A 17,108-nucleotide genomic window follows, 5' to 3' on the forward strand; every position below is an offset into this window, starting at 1 on the left:
GAAAACCGGCTGCTCCCAGCGTCACCCGGCGCGGGCGGCAGTAACAGGGCCGAACGTCCCGCCCCGCCGTCTTCGGCCGGAAAGCAGCCACGCTCGGCTCAGCGACCCGGGAGCCCTGAACGTTGGTCGCTGCCGGCGGGCGGCGCGAAATGCGGGATGGGGTGAGGTTTGCGTGAGCGAGCCGCGTTGACCAGGGCGGTCGCCGGCACCCCGCCGAGTAGGCCCCGCGTCAGGGGGTTCCGGCGGTCGCGGAACCGTCGACCACTGACCGTTCTCGGCACTAGCCGGAGGAAGATCTGCTTGACGGTGGGGCTTGCCGTGACCAGAGACGCGACCCCCGATGCATCGATGTCCGCGTCGAGACTCAGCCGTTCCACGACGCCGCGCACGACGACGCTCCACCGGAACCCGGCGTCTTCTCCGTCGACTTCGAAGGCCACGCTCGGATGACCGGCGATGCTTCGCAGTTTCGCGCCGGGAGCCGACCGCATGAAGATGTCTCCCCCCGCGGCGAGATAGTTCACGGGGAACACGTCGGGCATGCCGTCGAAGCTGAGCACAGCCAGCCGGCCGAAATCCGCGTTCTCGAGGAAATCCCAGCAGCGGCTCACTGTGAGGCTCTCCACTTCCGAAGACGACGCCACCGGGGAGCGGGGTGGGGAGGACTCAGAGGGCGCGGAAGCGGGAGCCGCCGATGATGTCCGCGAGTCGGGAGCCGTGTAGGGGGGGATTGTCATGGTGAGAGCCTTCCGTGCGTCTGCGCCCAGCCAATCCCGGCGTCGGTCGCGACGATAGGGGCGAAAGTCCTCCGTCTTCGTGCCGCGGGGGAGGACCTTCGCCTCTGCCGCCCCCGCCGTGCCGCTGCCAGCCTCGTAGTGGGAGCCCGTGTGTCAACGACGATCCGCCGGCTCCCGAACGGCTCGCTCCGATCGGAAAGCAGAAAAATGAACGCGCGCACCTCCCGGGTCTCCCACAGGGCGGCCAAAGTCGTGGGGATCGTCTCGGGCTCGATCGCCACCGCGGCAGGTGTCCTGCTCGTCGTCGTTCTCGGCGCGGGCGGCATCTTCGCACCCGCTGATTACCTCGAGCCGTGGGCGGAGGACTACGCGGAGAAGCTCGACGATCCACGGATGCGCCTCGTCGCGCACGCAATTCTGGCGCCCAGCAGCCACAACGAGCAGCCCTGGACGGTGACGTTGGACGAGGCTGACGAGAACGTGATGTACGTCTACGCCGACCCCTCTCGTCTCACCCCCGAGGTGGATCCGCTTGCGCGGCAGACGATGATCTCGCAGGGCACCTTCTTGGAGTACCTCCGCGTTGCGGGGGCGAAGGTCGGGACTGGGGTGTCGATCGAGTTGTTCCCCGAGGGCGAGTACGACGAAGGAGATCTTTCCGAGAGCATGAGCCGTCTCCCGGTCGCGAAAGTCGCGCTGACTTCGGGCACCGCTACTGCCGACGTCGACTACGCGTCGATGTTCCGCTCCGACACGAACCGCAGCCCGTACGCGGCGACGGAGGTCACCGTGGCGCAGGCGGATGAGCTCGCGGGCCTCGCCACGAGCGGCAGCAGTGTCGCGCTCTACCGTGAGCCGGACGATGTCGCGGCGATCGGTGACGCCACCGTCAGGGGATCGATCATCGAGTCCCAGAACAGTGCCGTCGCGGCGGAGAGTGCCGATGTCTTCCGGTCGAACGAGTACAGCAAGAACGAGGCGCGTTCCGGCTTCGCCGTCGAGGGGCAGGGCACGACGGGCTTCATGAAGTACCTCCTCCAGGGGCTCGCGACGTTGCTGCCCGCCACCAACAGCCCGGCCGTATCGGCCCAACGCGATGTCGCCCTCGCCACCGACGGCGCCGCGCACACGCCCGCCTATGCCGGCGTTGACACCGCGGGAAACAGCAGGACGGAGCAGGTCGACGCCGGGATGCTGTACGCGAAACTGTCGTTGCGGGCCCGGAGTCTCGGCCTCGTCGTTCAACCCGTCAGTCAGGTTCTCGAGGAATACTCTTCGATGGAAAAGGAGCGGGCGGCAATTCACGAGGCGTACGCACCGGGCGGATCGACGATCCAGATGCTGGTCCGGGTCGGTACGGCGACGGTCGAGTATCCGCCCACGATGCGTCGTGACGCCGATGACTTCGTCGCCGGCCAGGAGTGAGGGCCCGGTGAGGCGCGAAATCGCCCCTTCCGAGTCGGTGTTCCAGGACTCGGCGGCCCGCGTCGCCCGGCACTTTCCCCACCTCGCTCGTGCGCGTATCGACGCGATGATGCGTACCCAGTACGCCGCATTCGCCGGTCTGCCGATTCAGATGTACGTGGCCAATCTGGTCGAGCATGACACCCGCTCCCGTCTCGCGCGCGAGAGTCGAGACGCGGCGGGCGACATCGCGAGACCTGTGGGAGACGGGCCACGGTGACAGCGCGAAAGTACTTCGCGCCGCTGCTCCCCGGCAGGGCGGACTACCGTCAGGTGCCGCGAACCTGGCGGGGCGACCTTGTCGCCGGAGTCACCGTCGGAATCGTCGCACTGCCGCTCGCCCTCGCGTTCGGAGTGAGTTCCGGGGTCGGCGCGGAGGTCGGGTTGATCACCGCGATCATCGCGGGCGTCGTTGCCGCGGTGTTCGGAGGATCGAACGTGCAGGTCTCCGGTCCGACGGGCGCGATGGTCGTCGTACTCGGACCGATCGTGGCGACCCAGGGCGCGCAGGTCGTTCCCCTGCTCAGCGTCCTCGCGGGGATCTTCGTGCTCATCGCCGGCGTCGCGAAACTCGGCCGCATCGTGTCATTCATCCCCTGGCCGGTGATCGAAGGCTTCACCCTCGGCATAGCCGTCATCATCTTCCTGCAGCAGGTGCCTGCATCTCTCGGGGTCTCGCCCGGTCCGAGCAGCAACACGGTCGTGGCCGCTGTCGAGGCGTTGCCGTCCGTGACGGGATCCGAAACGGCCTGGGCCGTCGGCGCCACGCTGGCGGTCGCCGCGATCATGATCGTCCTGCCGCGGTTCACCCGCCGCATCCCGGCCTCCCTCATCGCTATCGTCGTCGTCACGATCGTCGCGGTGGTCGCGAAGCTGCCCATCGACCGGATCGGACAACTCCCCTCCGCGCTACCCGCGCCCGCCCTCCCCACGGTCAGTTTCGCGTTGGTGGCGACATTGACGGGTCCGGCCCTGACGATCGCGGTGCTCGCGGCGATCGAGTCGCTGCTCTCCGCCCGGGTTGCCGCGTCGCTGTCCGATACCGGCCCCTACGACGCCGACCGCGAACTCGTGGGGCAGGGCCTCGCGTCCATCGCATCGGGCCTTTTCGGCGGGATGCCGGCAACCGGCGCGATCGCGCGCACCGCGGTGAACCTTCGCTCGGGGGCGCAGAGCCGTCTCGCCGCGGTCACCCACTCGGTCGTTCTCGTCGCGGTCGTCTATCTGGCCACGACGGCCGTGTCTCAGATTCCGCTCGCGGCCCTCGCCGGTGTGCTCATGGTGACCGCAACCCGGATGGTCTCTCCCTCCACGGTCCGGAGCGTCGTCACCGCCAGCAAGGCCGACGCCGTCGTCTTCGTCGCCACCGCCGTCGTGACCGTGTCGTTCGACCTCATCATCGCCGTCGGCATCGGGATAGCCGCCGCCGCGTTCTTCGCCCTGCGTGCCCTTGCCGCTTCCGGAGGAGTGCACCGCGAAGAGATCAGTCCGCCGGCTCGCGACGAGGATGCGGAGATCGCGGTGTTCCGACTGGATGGAGCGCTGTTCTTCGGGGCCGCCGACCGCATGATCGACGTGGTCAGCAGCATCAGCGGCGTCTCCGTCGTCATCCTCCGTCTTTCTCATCTCCAGGTTCTCGACGCCACCGGCGCCCGCGTCGTCACCGAACTCGTGCAGTCTCTGGAGCGGAGGAATATCACGGTCCTCATCAAAGGGATCCAGCCACGCCACCTCCGCGTGGCGACCCGTGTCGGCGTCATCTCCGCACTGCGACACCAGAACCATCTCTTCGAAGATCTCCCGGCGGCAGTCGAGCACGCACGGAGCCACGTGCGCCGTGCCCGAAGGCTTTGACCACCGTTCGATCGTTCAGATGAGGAAGAGCGCGAGCAGTATCGGAAGGGTGAGGCGTAGGCGTCGGCCGGCGAGGACGTAGATCGTGCCCATGATGAGCGAAAGCACGATTCCGTACACGCCGGTCGCCGCGTCTTGGGTGAGGAAGTGGACGAGACCCCAGGTGACCCCGAGGGTCATGCCACCCCACGGGACGCGGGTGCGGCCGAATCGGATCTCGCCGGCGCGCTGTCCGAACGCGACGATCAACGCCATGACCCCGAGTTCTGCGACGTAGTAGACGACCTGTGCGATCCAGGCCACCGTCCCGGCGTCACCGAACCGTTCCGTCAGGGCGCCGTGCTCGGCAACGGGCGCGAGAACGCCTCCTCGCAGCATGAGCTGTCCGGCAACCGTGAGCACGACAAGCCCCCCGATCGCTGACCACCGTGCAGGGGAGACGGGCAGGCGAACCGGGGGCGACACGAAGAAGTCCGTGCGTCGACGAGCCCAGGCGACAAGGGAGACCGCGCCGCTTGCCCAGACGAGCGTGGTGATGAGCCAGTGCGTCAGCGCGGCGTGGACGGTTCCCGGTTCAACCGGCAAGTAAGGCTCTACGACGACGAGCACGAGCTCAAGGCCGAGAAGCGCGAACGCCGCCAGTGCGAGGTTCAGGTAGGTCGACGCGCTCGATGACGTCTTCATCGACTCGTCTCGAGTTTCTCCGGTGCCGAGGACGGGCGCCCGGATGCGAACCGCCTGGCCGGCGGGCGGAGGGCGCGGAGCGCGTTGAGGATGCAGATGAGGTCGACAACCTCTTGAGTGCCGGCGCCGACGGCAGCCGGGATGACGCCGAAGGCGGCGACCAGCATCAGCGCGATGCTCAGGACGATGCCGATCCAGATGCTCTGCAACGCGATGCGCACGCTGTCTTTTCCGATCGACACCGCGGCGGCTGCGCGGGAAAGATCATCGACGAGGATCACGACGTCGGCTGAATCGCTCGCTGCGGTCGCGCCGCGGGCTCCCAACGCGATACCCACGTCGGCGGCAGCGAGGACCGGCGCGTCATTGACCCCGTCTCCGATCATCACGACCGGACGCTCGGTCATACCGATCACGGCGGCGACTTTGTCTGCCGGGAGGCACCCCGACCGTACATCCGTGATCCCGGCCTGAGCCGCTATCGCGTTCGCGGTCGTGCGCGCGTCTCCTGTCATCATGACGATGCGCTCGGCGCCGAGCCGTCGCAGTTCGGCGATGGTGCTCACGGCGTTCGCGCGGAGCGGGTCCTGCGCGATGATCGCACCCGCGAACCGGCCATCGACGCAGACGTAGATCGCCAACTCGCCGGCGGCCAGGGGGTAAGCGTGTGCCGTCGGCGCCTGGGAGAGCACGAACGACAACTTTCCCACCAGAACCTGGCCTGATCTGAACCTCGCCCTCACCCCCGCGGTGGCCACCTCTTGAGCATCGTCCGTCGACTCGAGCGCCAGGTCTCGGGCACGAGCGTGGGCCATGATCGATTCCGCCAACACATGACTCGAGTACTGCTCAGCCGACGCCGCGAGCCGCAACACCTCGCGTTCGGAGAACCCGTCCTCGACCCGGATGGTCGAGATCGAAGGCCTGCCCTCCGTGAGCGTTCCGGTCTTGTCGAACACCACGCTCCTAGTTCGCGAGAGAGCCTCGAGAATGGCTCCTCCCTTCACGATGATGCCCGCGCGCGCCGCCCGACTCATCCCCGCCATGAAGGCGATCGGCGCCGCGATGATGAGCGGGCAGGGTGTCGCAAGCACGAGCACTTGCGCGAACCGCACGGGGTCGCCCGAGAGCGCCCACGCCACCACGCCGATCAGGAGCGCAGCGGCGGTGAACGGGAGTGCGAACCGGTCAGCAAGCCTCACGACCGGGGCGGGATGAGACGAGGCCTCGCTCACGAGCAGCACGATGCTTTGGTACTGGCTGTGCGCCGCATCCGTCGTCGCGGTCATCGTCACCGCGGTGGGGCCGTTGATCGATCCACTCAGCAGGAGTTGCCCACCGTGCCGTTCCACCGGAAGGCTCTCGCCGGTCAGCGTCGACTCGTCGAATTCCGCCGAAGGGACCGCGGCGGAGAGCAGCCCGTCGACCGGCACGATTTCAGAGGGCCTGAGCAGCAGAAGGTCACCCACGGCGACGCCATCGACAGGCACCTCGTCGATCGTTTGCGACCCGTCGGACGCGGTTGTGATCAGGTGCGCCGCACGGGGTGCACGGTCGATGAGGGAGCGGAGTTCGTTCTGGGCGCGTGCTTGGGCGAAGTCTTCGAGCGCTTCACCCCCGGTCAGCATGAGAACGATGATCAGTGAGGCGAGATATTCGCCGACCCACACCGTGGAGACGATGGCGATCACCGCCAGCAGGTCCACCCCGATCACGTGCTGCCGGAGCCGTGCGACCATTTTCACCAGTTCGAGCCCGGCTATCACGAGCGAGTAACTCGCGACGAGCACGGCGGCCGCTGCGGGGAGGCCCGCAGCGAGGAAACCGCCGGCACTCGCCCCGACGGCCACCGTCGTGGTCACCAGAGGGTAGCGGGCGAGTATCGCGCGGGATGTCATGGTGGAGCCTCCGAGGTACTCGTCTTTCCATCCACTGTGACAACAGCTGGCGGCCGGAGACAGGGCCGTTGGTCCCCTTCGGTGAGCGGATTCGGAACCGCCGAGGTCTCACACGCGCCCATCGGTGAGGCGCCACCGGTGCGAGGACCTTCGGCCCTACGCGCTTTCTGCCTGCGCGACGAGCATCGAGATATGCGAAGAGTGCACGAGAGCCACGCCCTTCTGACCCGCGCACTTCTCGGACTCCTTGCTTTCGGAGCGATCTCTGCTCTCGTGGGTGGAGCTTTGGGCGTAGTGGTCAACGGCGCTGGTGTTCCGCTGGAGTATCTCGAGGCGACCCCGTTCGACTCCTACGTGATCCCGGGCTTGATCCTCGGCGTCGTCGTCGGAGGGACCCAAGGGTTCGCCGCGATCAGTACGCAACGTCGACGTTCATACGGTCTTCTCGCGGCGGCGGTGGCCGGGTTCGGGATGACCATCTGGATCTTCGTCGAGGTGACCATCACCGGATACTCCTGGCTGCAGGTCGTCTTCCTCGGTCTCGGTATCGGGGAAATAGCCCTGGTGCTGTTGCTGCTCGGCATCCTCCACCCTTCTCGCACCTGGTCAGACCCCCGTCCGGGCGCCCGCAGCCCCGGAAAAGCGCCGCGATGAACTTCCCCCCGCACCGTCGTGAACGCCGCGTCTCACTTCCGCGCTCCGCGGTGAACGTAGGTCGACCGCGGCGGCACTGCGGTGTTGACTGGGGCTATGGAGATGTCTGCCGATACCCCGAACCACCGAGCCGACCAAGAAGTGGAGTCCGAGGTTCGGAGGCTCTCGAAGGACGAGGCGGATGATCTCGATCGAACTCGTCACGGTCATCGAGTGAAGAAGATCCTCAGTGATGCGGACAAGCGTGACGAGGATGCTACGGCGCGAGACGCCGTCTCGGACGAGCGCGCAAGAGTCGCCGACCGGGAGGCGTTCACTCAGGCCGACGGCGCGTACCCCGGTCAGGGAGAACGTCGCGCCGCCGCACGCGACCGCGCCGATTCGAAGACCGACCGCGAATCTTCTGCCGAAGACCGTGCACAGTTGAGTGAGGACTCAACGACGAGCGGCGCGTCGACGGCGTCAGGGGATGGGTCTTCCGAGGATCGGTGAGTTCACGCACCCCACGGGCAACGAAGTCCGAGGGGTCGGCCGGCAGCGGTCAAGGCCGAAGTGATCAGCGTGCAAGACTGAGGCCAAACAGGGGGACCCTGCATGTTGAGACACGCCGTTGTGGCAATGGGAGCGGCCGTTGCGGTCGCCGTCTTCGTCAGTCTCCCCCTCGCGTCGCTGGCGAATACCTCAGAGCGCGCGCTGCCGGGCCCGACAGCGGTGATGACCATTCCCGACGGCCTGACGGTCGCCGGGCTCAGCGTCGCCGACGGCGTTGACGGCTCGCTCTCGATCGCTATTTCCGGGTGTGGCGCGGGCGAATCCGTGCGTTTCGCCGCTCGCCTGCGATTCGCGACCGGGGGCGGTTCGACCGAAACGCCGATCCTCTTGGAGCCCGCCGTCCCGATTCCCGCGACCGGAGTCGCAGAGATCTCATTGGAGCTCATCTCGGAGTGGCTGGTGGCGCAGCAGCCCGAACGTGGTGCAGAGGTCGTCGTCGAGGCGACGTGCATTCTGACGACGGGCGGTGCACAGTTTCCCGGTGAGACGGTTACTCGGGTCATCCCCGCAGGGATCGACGTCGCCGAGCCTGTACCGACGCCCCCCGGCTCGGACGCTCCGAGTCCGTCGCCGTCTGCCTCGTCCACCCCGCCGGTCGAAGACGAGGGTGTCGCCGAGATCGTGCCCCCCACGGGAGAAGATGTCTTGGCGGAATCCGGCGCGGAGGTAGCGATGCTCGTCCCTACCGTCGGTCTGGGGATGCTGCTTCTTCTGTCGGGCACCGCAGCTCGTCTCGTTCGGCACCGGCTCGCGACCTAAGGGCGCGCTCACGAACCGCGAACGCGTCGCTGCGTGCACGTCATAACGACCAGGACGATACCCCCCCTCGATCAGGACCTACGCCCCTGGCGCGCGCAGCGCGCAGAGAGTGGAATCAGTTGCGCCGCCATCGGGTGGCCGGCCCCGGTCGTTCTCTCTATATCCCTCGCGGGAGGAGCACCATGTCTGACACGTCCTTGCCCGAGGGGTCTGCGTTCGAGTCGCGGCCCGAGCCGCACTCGGGAAGCCTCGCCGGCCGGCTCAACTGGTTGCGTGCCGGGGTGCTGGGCGCGAACGACGGAATCGTCTCCGTGGCCGCGATCGTCGTCGGTGTCGCTGGCGCCGGTTCGTCGACGGCTGCCGTCATCGCCGCGGGTTCCGCCGCTCTCGTCGGGGGAGCGATCTCGATGGCCCTGGGCGAGTACGTCTCGGTGAGCAGTCAGAGCGACAGTCAGCGTGCCCTCATCGAGAAGGAGAAGGTCGAGCTGCGCGATGATCCGGACGGCGAACTCGTCGAACTCGCGGAACTCTACGAGGCTCGCGGGTTGTCGTCGCAGACTGCTCGACAAGTCGCCATCGAGCTCACGGCGAAGGATTCGCTGAAGGCCCACCTCTCGATGGAATTGAACATCGACGAAGCCGACGTCGCGAGTCCCTGGCACGCGGCGGGTGCGTCCGCTCTCGCCTTCCTCGTCGGTGGAATCCTTCCGCTCCTCGCGATCCTCTTGACCCCTGACACCGCCCGAGTGCCGGTCACCTTCGTGGTCGTGCTGGTGGCTCTCGCCGCCACCGGGGCGATCGGAGCCCGCCTCGGCGGAAGCGGCGCGATCGTCGCGACCCTTCGCGTCGTCGTCGGAGGAGCGCTGGCCCTGATTGCCACGTTCGGCGTCGGGACGCTCCTCGGCACGACGGGCATCGTATAAAGCCGCGCGGTGCCGTCCGGCGTCGCGGTCGTCAGGTTCCGTGCCGGGTCAGTCGAGGGTGCGGAGCACGTCGACGATGCCCGCGAGGTGGGTGCGGGTCGCGGCCTCCGCAGCATCCGCATCGCCCGCGATCACGGCGTCGATGATCGCGATGTGCTCGGGGGCCGACCGCGCGGCGCGGCCGGGCGCGAACGCGAGGCGGAACTGGTGGCGGGCCGACTGGGCGCGCAGCCGTTCGAGCAGCTGGGTGGCGGTGGCGTGCCCGCTGAGTTCACGCAGGCGACGGTCCATCTCTTGATTCAGCCGCGAGTACTCGACGAGGTCGCCGGTGGCGACAGCGGTCTCGATGCGGCCGCGCAGGTCGCGAAGCCAGGCGATGTCGTCGGCGTCGGCGTTCTCGGCGGCCTTGCGGGCGCAGAGCGATTCGAGGCCGACACGCACCTCGACGATCTCGACCGCCTCGTCGACGCTGATCGCACGCACACGCGCGCCGCGGTTCGGTAGTCGTTCGACGAGCCCCTCGCTCGCGAGAGTGAGCAATGCGGTGCGAACGGCCGCGCGCGTCGCGTCGAACCGGGCGCTCAGATCGGCCTCGATGAGGCGCTGGTGCGGGGCGAACTCGCCGCCGAGAATGGCTTCGCGGATCTGCTGGTCGATAGCCGACCGGCTGACGACGTCGGCGTCGTCGGCGACGGGCATGAGGGTCATGGGTCCACACTCTCTGTGAGAGGGTCCGCGCGGGTGACCGCGGCGGGCGTTGGCACCATTGTCACCGATCCGGGCGCCATTCTCGACGACATTCCTCTGGATGCCGTCCGCGCGCGGCGACGGGCTGCACGTTCGGAGGAGTATTCGCGTTCGGAGGGCGAGCGCGCCGCATCCTTTCCTCCGAAACGGAATTCTCCTCCGCTGCTGCGCGGGACGAGGGCGAGGGGCAGAGGGGAGGCGCGGGAGAGGGGCAGGGGGGCGCGGGAGAAGGGAGGGGGCGGATGCTGCGGCGTCAGGCCGCGGGATGGGTGCTCGCGGCGAGCCGCCAGGTCGCATCCGGGATCGTCCCGACCGTGGCGACGGTCACCGCGCGCGCCGAGGCGGCGCTGGGCTCGAGGTGCGCGACGCAGCCGTGGGCGGCCTCGATGCGCACCGCGACGCCGTGCGGCTGCAGCACCGCCATGAGGGCATCGGCGATCTGCTGGCCGAGGCGCTCCTGCAGCTGCGGGCGGCGGGCGGCGAGTTCGACCAGGGTCGCGATGCGGCTGAGGCCGGCGATGTGCCGGCTCGGGGCGTAGTAGACGTCGACCGTTCCCTGGAAGGGCAGCAGGTGGTGTTCGCACACCGAGCGGAACGGAATGCCGGTGAGCCCGACCAGCTCGCCCGGCTGCTCGTTCTCGGTCAGAGCGACCGGGGCGCCCAGCGCCGAGGCGGGGTCGACGCCGAGACCCGAGAACAGGTCGAGGAAGAGGTCCGCGACCCGCTCGGGGGTGCGGAGCAAGCCCAGGCGGTCGGCGTCTTCGCCGACGGCCAGAAGCAGCTCTCGGACCGCAGAGACGGCGCGGGCGCGGTCGACGCGGGTGGGGGTCGTGATGGTCATGGGGCCTCCTCGGCACCTTCGAGCCGGTCGATCAGACCGAGCCCGCTGCGTGCCCACTGGATCTCGCCGAGCGCACGCTCGACCAGGCCCTCGTAGGCGAATCTCTTGTAGGCGATGGTGCGCGCGCGGTCTTCGTCGGCGGTGACCGCCAACCGGCGCACGAGCATCGGGTTGTCGACGGCGTCGATGCGGCGCAGCTCGCCCTCCCACTGCTCCAGCTCGCCCTCCCACTGCGCGACGTGCGCGCGGAGGAAGGCGCGACCCTGCGCGGGGGTGGCCGATTCGAGATAGGCCGCGCGAAGGTGCGCGGGGTCGCGCACGCGCTGGTAGTCGGGTGGCGAGGCCATCCAGTCGAGGAACGCCTGCTCCCCGGCGGGGGTGATGTGGTACATCTTGCGCGTGCCGCGCTCGCCGCGGGTCTGCTCCTCGCTCGAGAGCAATCCCTCGACCTCCATGCGCCGCAGCTCGGGGTAGATCTGCGAGTCGGGCGCGTGCCAGACGTGGCCGACCGAGACGGCGAACTGCTTCTGCAGCTCGTAGCCGGATTGCGGACCTACCCGCACGAGTGCGAGAAGCGCGTATCGCAGGCTCATCCCCATCCTTCCGTTCGTGGCCGTTCGCCGGGTCCCGACGCTACCCGCCGACGACATCGGGGTGCGGCGAGGGGCCCGGGCGTGTTCGCCCAGGCCCCTCGGACGCTCGCGCTCAGTCGTTGTAGCCGGTGCGCCAGCCGCCCTGGTAGGTCGACCGGGCGACGGTGGAGTACGGAACCGGGCTGACCACGACCCGCACCTCGGTCTGCTCGTGCTTCTCGACCGATGCCTTCGACGTACCGCCGTCGGGCTCGCCCCAGATGACCTTGAGCTCGGTGCCCTCGGGAACGTCGGGGTTCACGACGCCGAGCGACAGGCCGCGCTTCTCGTTGGCGCTGTAGCCGGTGAACATCGAGAAGCCGACGTTCGTGCCGTCGGCGTCGACGATCGAGTCGTAGTTCGCCGAGCCGTAGTTCGCCAGCGGCAGGTCGAAGAACTTGTAGTTCGGACCGTCGACGTTCAGCAGCGATCCCCAGACGCCGGCGAGGTCTTCGGCGTTCCACGCCAGGGTGACCTTCTTGCGCTGGCTCGCGGGGTCGATCTTCTCGAGCGCGTCGCGACCGATGAAGTCGTGGTCGAACTTCACGAACGAGCCGTAGCCGAGCTCCCACGGGGTGAGGTAGTAGTCCTCGATGTCGTCGGAGACGAACGAACCGGCGAGCGTGCCGGTGGCCTCGTAACTGTCGGTGCCCAGCCACTCGCGGTACGCCCGCTCGGGCTCGCCGGTGTAGATGGCGGGGAGGGGCGACGGGATCCAGCCCGACTCGAGCGTGTTCGAGGGGTACGCGCGCGAGCCGACGGCGACGAGACCGAACTCGGCACCCGCCTCGACGATCGCGTCGCGGATCGCGCCGTGGTCGGCGTAGGGGCCCCAGATCTCGAGGCCTGGGGCACCGGCCATGCCGTGACGGAGGGTGCGCACCTGCTTGCCCGCGATCGTCATCGTCGACATGTTGAAGAAGCCGAGCTTCTCGAGCGGGCCGCCGTTGAGCTTCTCGATGACCGCCCAGGCGTTCGGGCCCTGGATCTGGAAGCGGTAGTACTGACGCGTGACGGGGGCGCCGTACGGGCGCGACGGTGAGCGACGGTCGACCGTAAGGTCGAGGTTCGAGTAGCCGCCGGTCTCGGCGTGGAACATCAGCCAGTTCGACGCGGGGGCGCGGCCGACGTAGGTGTACTCGTCCTCTGCCTCACGGAAGAGGATGCCGTCGCCGATGACGTGGCCCGACGAGGTCGTGGGCACGTACTGCTTGGCCTTGTTCACCGCGAAGTTCGCCACCGAGTTGATCGCGGTGTCGCTGATGAGCTTGATCGCGTCGGAACCCTTGAGGAACACGTTGTCCATGTGGTGCGACTGGTCGTACAGCACGGCGGTGTTGCGCCATGCCTGCTGCTCCTTGATCCAGTTCTGGAAGTCGGCGGGCACGACGGGGTAGATGTACGAACCGATCTGCGAATTGCGCAGCATCTCGACCGGGTTTGTCTGGTCGAGCAGTCCTTGCAGGTTGTCAGCCATGGAGTGTGAACCTCTCTGTTCTCTCGGGCGATGCCTCGGATGAGGCGTCTGGGTCAGGTGAAGACGATGGTCTGGTTGCCGTGCCGGATGACGCGGTCTTCGGCGTGCCACTGCACCGCGCGCGAGAGCACCGCGCGCTCGACGTAGGCGCCCCGGGCCTGCAGCGCGGCTGCCGAATGGGAGTGGTCGACCCGAGCGACGTCCTGCTCGATGATCGGGCCCTCGTCGAGGTCTTTCGTGACGTAGTGCGAGGTGGCGCCGATGAGCTTCACGCCGCGTTCCTTGGCCTTCTTGTACGGGCCGGCTCCGATGAAGGCGGGAAGGAACGAGTGATGGATGTTGATCACCGGCACCTCGACGCCCGTGATGAAGTCGTCGGAGAGGATCTGCATGTACCGGGCGAGGACGACGAAGTCGACGTTGCCCGCGAGGAGCTTGAGGATCTCGGCCTCGGCGGCCGACTTGTCGGGGCCCGACGAAGGAACGTGGAAGAACGGGATGCCGAACGACCGCACGTCTTCTGCGGTGTTGGTGTGGTTGGAGATCACCATCGGGATCGTCACGTTGAGCTCGCCCCGGCGGTGGCGCCACAGCAGCTCGAGCAGACAGTGGTCGCTGGTCGAGGCGAGGATCGCCATGCGCTTCGGCACCGACTGGTCGGTCAGCTTCCACGTCATGGCGTACGGCGCCAGGGTTTCGGTGAAGTCGGCTTCGAGCTCGGGCATCGCGGCCGAGAGGTTCGACCGGTGGAACACCACGCGCTGGAAGAAGTCGCCGCCCTGGGGGTTGTCGGAGTACTGGTCCAACGAGACGATGTTCGCGTCGTGGCGGGTGATCAGCGCCGTCACCGCAGCGACGAGCCCGGGCTGGTCAGGACCGTGGACGATCAGGCAGGCGTGATCGCGAAGGGCGGCGGTGTGCAGTGACATGCGGTTTCTCCTCAGGCCTCGGTCGTCGGACGACGTCTCAGGAACGAGCCGCGAGGTAGTCGCGGGCCCACTCGGACGTCGCCTTCAGACCGCCGAACGTGTAGAAATGCAGTTTGACATCCCCCGATGCGGGGTTCTGCGCGAGGGCGCCGGCGAGGTCGGTCACGAATTTGTCGGGCCCCGCCGTTCCCATGAGGTTGGTCAACGAGAACCCGTACTTCTTCACGATCATCGCATTCGCGCCGACACCGAAGCGGCGGGCGAAGCCGATGAGCCGCTTGATGCCCGCGGGCCCCGGTGTGCCGATGCGGATCTCCGAGGTGATGCCGCGTTCGCGCACGCTGTCGACCCATGCCGTGACCGGGTCGGTGTCGAAGGCGAACTGGGTGAGGATGACAGCATCCAGACCCTGCTCTTTCAGGGCGTTCGACTTGTCTTCGAGGTGGCGCCACAGCACATCGTTCGGAATGTCGGGGTGGCCCTCGGGGTACCCCGCGATCGAGACGTCGACCGTGCCGTACTTCTGCAGGAGGCCCGAGCGGATGACCGAGAGCGCGTCGGGGTAGGGGCCCTCGGGCTCGGCCGGGTCGCCGCCGACGGCGAAGACGTGCTCGCTGGCGCCGACCTGCTGCAGGCGGTCGAGGTACTCCTCGAGCTGCGCCGAAGACGAGAGCCGCCGAGCCGAGATGTGGGGCACGGGGATGAAGCCCATCTCGGCGACGGCCTTCGATGCGGCGACGCGCATCTCGAGGTCTTCGTTGCCGAGGAACGTCACGTTGATCTTAGTGCCGGCGGGAATGCTGTGCCGTGCTTCTTCGAGGCCGGGGATGTCTTTGCCGGTCATCTCGAGTGAGAAGCCTTCAACGAGGCGAATGGATGCTGCGCTGTCGCCCGCGGGAGTTGTGTGTGCCACTGATCGAGGTCCTTTCCGCTCTCAGGGGGAGTGCTTCGTTGCGCCTCCAAGAGGGACGTTACCTATGTTGATAGGTAATGGCAAGAGGTATTCCTGGCGCCCGCGTCGATGAACCGGCGACGGCACTGGCGAGCGCGCGCTGGCCCGCGTCGTTCGGATGCAGGTGGTCGCCCGAGTCATAGTCCGGATGCAGCCGGCTCGGGTGCGCAGGATCGGCGAGGGTCCGATCGGCATCGACGACCTGGTCGGCCAGCTGGCCCGTACGGATCGCCGCATTGACCCGTTGGCGGGTCGTCTCGCCCGCCGGCTCGTAGTTCTCCGAGCCCTCGTAGGGGGTGAGGGTCAGGACGGTGACGCGAACGCCGGCGGCATGGGCCACGCGCGTGAACTCCGCGATGCCGGACGCGATGCGCTCGGCGTCGTACTCGTGAGGCTCCCCCTGCACGTCGTTGATCACGTCGGCGAGGATGAGCTCCGTCACCCCGTCTACGGCGAGTCCGTCGGTGACCTCGCGAGAGAGACTGCCGGGCAGGTCGGGGTAGCTGGTGAGCAGCCGGGTCGCGCCGATGCTGGCGTTTACCACCCTCACACGCGAGCCCACCGCGGTGAGCTGCTTCTGCACGATGTCGGGCCACGCGCCTCCGGGGGTCGCGCGGTGACCGGCCGAGATCGACGCCCCGATCACCACCGTCACGGGGGCGCCCGGTGGTGACCGAAGAACCTGGGTCGGTGTCGGCGGTTCTGCGGGCGTGGCAGGGGGTGCTCCCACCGCCAGGGCGACCATCATCGCCACCACGACGACGTGGAGGAGCACCAAGGTCGTGGCAGGGGTCAAGCGCATCGTCACGCCGTCCGCGCGAGCGCCGGTCGCGGGGTGCGGGCGGGTGCGTTCTCGGTCCACTTCGTGAGGATCAGTCGGTGGCCCGGAACCTCGATCACCCGGTGCAGCGCCCAGGCGCTCCCCAACCCGACGACCAGCGCCAGACCCGTGAGGGCCAGCGCCTCCGGAGTCTCGAGCGAGGGCCGCGAGTGCGGATAGAAGGCCGCGATCGCCTGGATCACGAGCAGATGCACGAGGTAGAACGGGAAAGAGAGCGTCCCGAGCTGCACGAGAGTGCGCGAAGCGAGTGCCGTCGGTGCACCCTCGAAGTCGGTGCGGGCGAGAGCGGCGATGAGCAGGCAGAAGCCGACGATGGTGAATCCCGAGAACGCCCCCGCAGAATCTGGCCAGGTCAGGGCCGCGCCGTACCCCGCCGCGGTGAGCGCGATCGCCGGAGGCAGCGCCGGTCCGCTCCACCATCCGTTGCGCAAGAGACGGGCGAGAAGGATGCCGGAGACGAACTCCGGAAGCCGCATCACGGGGGAGGTCGCTGCCGAGATCGGCAACGACAGCGTCTGCGATACGAGAGGGCCCGCGATCACCATGAGGACGGCGGCGATCAGCGACAGGACGAGTGGCGTGCGCTCCAGCCTGCGCACGAGCGGAGCGGCGAACGGGAAGACGAGGTAGAAGAACGCCTCGCACACCAACGACCAGCTCACAGGGTTACCCGACTGCCACCATTCGTGGTTCCACGCGCTTGTGAGGGTCAGATTCGAGAGCACCGCCCAGGGGTCGGTCGTGGCGATCGAGGGCACGACCGTTGCGGCGAGAACGAGGGCGAGGGCAAGCGTCGCGACGTGCAGCGGATAGATGCGCGCGATGCGATGACGCCAGAACGAGGGGATGCTGGTGTCGCGCCCCGATCGAGAGGCCCACTCGAGCACGAACCCCGAGAGCACGAAGAACAGTGAGACGCCGGTGGCGCCGGCCCCGAAGAGGGCTGTCATCACGCGCCCGCCGTCTACGTCGAAGTACCCCGCGTTGCGGACGTGGAAGGCGAAGACGACGAGCGCCGCAACCCAGCGCAGCCCAGTGAGGGAGGGCAGCACCGGCGTGGATGTCGCCCGGTCGATGGTCGGTCGCATGGATACCTCCGATGGCCGCTCGGTGCGGCATCATCCAGACAAGACCTGGGCGTGTTGCGACGTCGTTCGGGAAAGC

18 protein-coding genes are annotated in these 17,108 nt (G+C 68.0%); 7 read left to right on the plus strand and 11 right to left on the minus strand.

Features of this window, described 5'->3' with window-relative positions:
• Window positions 1-98: 98 nt before the first annotated feature.
• Complete coding sequence (locus tag ACFXQA_RS06050; protein WP_394518894.1) at window positions 99-626, minus strand: pyridoxamine 5'-phosphate oxidase family protein; 528 nt, start codon at window positions 624-626, stop codon at window positions 99-101.
• Window positions 627-944: 318 nt separating this feature from the next.
• Here ACFXQA_RS06050 and ACFXQA_RS06055 point away from each other — a divergent pair, with 318 nt between their 5' ends.
• From ACFXQA_RS06055 to ACFXQA_RS06065, 3 genes are read left to right on the plus strand one after another with little or no spacing between them, the layout of a single operon-like run.
• Window positions 945-2,162, plus strand: coding sequence for an Acg family FMN-binding oxidoreductase (locus ACFXQA_RS06055; RefSeq protein WP_394518895.1), 1,218 nt, complete (start codon window positions 945-947; stop codon window positions 2,160-2,162).
• A gap of 7 nt (window positions 2,163-2,169) precedes the next feature.
• The gene (locus ACFXQA_RS06060) at window positions 2,170-2,421 is read left to right on the plus strand and encodes a three-helix bundle dimerization domain-containing protein (RefSeq protein WP_394518896.1); all 252 of its coding nucleotides are present in this window, start codon (window positions 2,170-2,172) and stop codon (window positions 2,419-2,421) included.
• Window positions 2,418-4,055 carry a SulP family inorganic anion transporter gene (locus ACFXQA_RS06065; RefSeq protein ID WP_394518897.1) on the plus strand — a complete coding sequence of 546 codons (1,638 nt, stop codon included), beginning with the start codon at window positions 2,418-2,420 and terminating at the stop codon, window positions 4,053-4,055. Before ACFXQA_RS06060 ends, ACFXQA_RS06065 begins: the two co-directional genes overlap by 4 nt.
• Before the next feature lie 15 nt (window positions 4,056-4,070).
• On the opposite strand, the gene ACFXQA_RS06070 is transcribed toward ACFXQA_RS06065, so the two are convergent.
• The gene (locus tag ACFXQA_RS06070) at window positions 4,071-4,739 is read right to left on the minus strand and encodes a hypothetical protein (protein ID WP_394518898.1); all 669 of its coding nucleotides are present in this window, start codon (window positions 4,737-4,739) and stop codon (window positions 4,071-4,073) included.
• A complete protein-coding gene (locus ACFXQA_RS06075) occupies window positions 4,736-6,637 on the minus strand; it encodes a heavy metal translocating P-type ATPase (protein ID WP_394518899.1) in 1,902 nt (633 codons plus the stop codon). The genes ACFXQA_RS06070 and ACFXQA_RS06075 overlap by 4 nt, the downstream gene beginning before the upstream one ends.
• Window positions 6,638-6,829: 192 nt before the next feature.
• On the opposite strand from ACFXQA_RS06075, the gene ACFXQA_RS06080 reads away from it, so the two are divergent.
• The 4 genes from ACFXQA_RS06080 to ACFXQA_RS06095 all read left to right on the plus strand — a co-directional run bounded on the left by ACFXQA_RS06080 (window position 6,830) and on the right by ACFXQA_RS06095 (window position 9,525).
• On the plus strand, window positions 6,830-7,291 hold the full coding sequence (locus ACFXQA_RS06080) for a hypothetical protein (RefSeq protein ID WP_394518900.1): 462 nt from the start codon (window positions 6,830-6,832) through the stop codon (window positions 7,289-7,291).
• Window positions 7,292-7,387: 96 nt separating this feature from the next.
• The gene (locus ACFXQA_RS06085) at window positions 7,388-7,783 is read left to right on the plus strand and encodes a hypothetical protein (protein ID WP_394518901.1); all 396 of its coding nucleotides are present in this window, start codon (window positions 7,388-7,390) and stop codon (window positions 7,781-7,783) included.
• A 120-nt stretch (window positions 7,784-7,903) separates the two neighbouring features.
• Entirely contained in the window at window positions 7,904-8,602 is a 699-nt protein-coding gene (locus ACFXQA_RS06090; RefSeq protein ID WP_394518902.1) for a hypothetical protein, read from the plus strand.
• Between the two features lie 182 nt (window positions 8,603-8,784).
• Window positions 8,785-9,525 carry a VIT1/CCC1 transporter family protein gene (locus ACFXQA_RS06095; protein WP_394518903.1) on the plus strand — a complete coding sequence of 247 codons (741 nt, stop codon included), beginning with the start codon at window positions 8,785-8,787 and terminating at the stop codon, window positions 9,523-9,525.
• A gap of 48 nt (window positions 9,526-9,573) precedes the next feature.
• Here the strand turns inward: ACFXQA_RS06095 and ACFXQA_RS06100 are convergent, their stop codons facing one another.
• The 8 genes from ACFXQA_RS06100 to ACFXQA_RS06135 form a co-directional block, all read right to left on the minus strand.
• Window positions 9,574-10,233, minus strand: coding sequence for a GntR family transcriptional regulator (locus ACFXQA_RS06100; RefSeq protein ID WP_394518904.1), 660 nt, complete (start codon window positions 10,231-10,233; stop codon window positions 9,574-9,576).
• Between the two features lie 292 nt (window positions 10,234-10,525).
• Window positions 10,526-11,113, minus strand: coding sequence for a GTP cyclohydrolase I (gene folE / locus ACFXQA_RS06105; protein WP_394518905.1), 588 nt, complete (start codon window positions 11,111-11,113; stop codon window positions 10,526-10,528).
• Complete coding sequence (locus ACFXQA_RS06110; RefSeq protein ID WP_394518906.1) at window positions 11,110-11,706, minus strand: PadR family transcriptional regulator; 597 nt, start codon at window positions 11,704-11,706, stop codon at window positions 11,110-11,112. The genes folE and ACFXQA_RS06110 overlap by 4 nt, the downstream gene beginning before the upstream one ends.
• Window positions 11,707-11,818: 112 nt before the next feature.
• Complete coding sequence (gene ligM, locus ACFXQA_RS06115) at window positions 11,819-13,222, minus strand: vanillate/3-O-methylgallate O-demethylase (protein ID WP_394518907.1); 1,404 nt, start codon at window positions 13,220-13,222, stop codon at window positions 11,819-11,821.
• A 53-nt stretch (window positions 13,223-13,275) separates the two neighbouring features.
• Window positions 13,276-14,151: a formyltetrahydrofolate deformylase gene (gene purU, locus ACFXQA_RS06120; RefSeq protein WP_394518908.1), complete on the minus strand. Its 876-nt coding sequence runs from the start codon at window positions 14,149-14,151 to the stop codon at window positions 13,276-13,278.
• Between the two features lie 37 nt (window positions 14,152-14,188).
• Window positions 14,189-15,064 (minus strand): methylenetetrahydrofolate reductase, encoded by an 876-nt coding sequence (locus ACFXQA_RS06125; protein ID WP_394518909.1) that lies wholly within the window; start codon window positions 15,062-15,064, stop codon window positions 14,189-14,191.
• Between the two features lie 58 nt (window positions 15,065-15,122).
• Window positions 15,123-15,965 carry a GDSL-type esterase/lipase family protein gene (locus ACFXQA_RS06130; protein ID WP_394518910.1) on the minus strand — a complete coding sequence of 281 codons (843 nt, stop codon included), beginning with the start codon at window positions 15,963-15,965 and terminating at the stop codon, window positions 15,123-15,125.
• A complete protein-coding gene (locus ACFXQA_RS06135; protein ID WP_394518911.1) occupies window positions 15,908-17,032 on the minus strand; it encodes an acyltransferase family protein in 1,125 nt (374 codons plus the stop codon). The genes ACFXQA_RS06130 and ACFXQA_RS06135 overlap by 58 nt, the downstream gene beginning before the upstream one ends.
• Window positions 17,033-17,108: the final 76 nt, after the last annotated feature.

This window comes from Microbacterium shimangi (assembly GCF_043556445.1).
GTDB lineage: Bacteria > Actinomycetota > Actinomycetes > Actinomycetales > Microbacteriaceae > Microbacterium.

What these genes read in the sequence shown, in the direction of transcription:
- ACFXQA_RS06070 (WP_394518898.1), bottom strand. Translation starts at nt 4,739, where the DNA reads ATGAAGACGTCATCGAGCGCGTCGACCTACCTGAACCTCGCACTGGCG.
- ACFXQA_RS06055 (WP_394518895.1), top strand. Translation starts at nt 945, where the DNA reads ATGAACGCGCGCACCTCCCGGGTCTCCCACAGGGCGGCCAAAGTCGTG.
- ACFXQA_RS06085 (WP_394518901.1), top strand. Translation starts at nt 7,388, where the DNA reads ATGGAGATGTCTGCCGATACCCCGAACCACCGAGCCGACCAAGAAGTG.
- ACFXQA_RS06080 (WP_394518900.1), top strand. Translation starts at nt 6,830, where the DNA reads ATGCGAAGAGTGCACGAGAGCCACGCCCTTCTGACCCGCGCACTTCTC.
- ACFXQA_RS06075 (WP_394518899.1), bottom strand. Translation starts at nt 6,637, where the DNA reads ATGACATCCCGCGCGATACTCGCCCGCTACCCTCTGGTGACCACGACG.
- ACFXQA_RS06100 (WP_394518904.1), bottom strand. Translation starts at nt 10,233, where the DNA reads ATGACCCTCATGCCCGTCGCCGACGACGCCGACGTCGTCAGCCGGTCG.
- purU (WP_394518908.1), bottom strand. Translation starts at nt 14,151, where the DNA reads ATGTCACTGCACACCGCCGCCCTTCGCGATCACGCCTGCCTGATCGTC.
- ACFXQA_RS06110 (WP_394518906.1), bottom strand. Translation starts at nt 11,706, where the DNA reads ATGAGCCTGCGATACGCGCTTCTCGCACTCGTGCGGGTAGGTCCGCAA.
- ACFXQA_RS06095 (WP_394518903.1), top strand. Translation starts at nt 8,785, where the DNA reads ATGTCTGACACGTCCTTGCCCGAGGGGTCTGCGTTCGAGTCGCGGCCC.
- folE (WP_394518905.1), bottom strand. Translation starts at nt 11,113, where the DNA reads ATGACCATCACGACCCCCACCCGCGTCGACCGCGCCCGCGCCGTCTCT.
- ligM (WP_394518907.1), bottom strand. Translation starts at nt 13,222, where the DNA reads ATGGCTGACAACCTGCAAGGACTGCTCGACCAGACAAACCCGGTCGAG.
- ACFXQA_RS06135 (WP_394518911.1), bottom strand. Translation starts at nt 17,032, where the DNA reads ATGCGACCGACCATCGACCGGGCGACATCCACGCCGGTGCTGCCCTCC.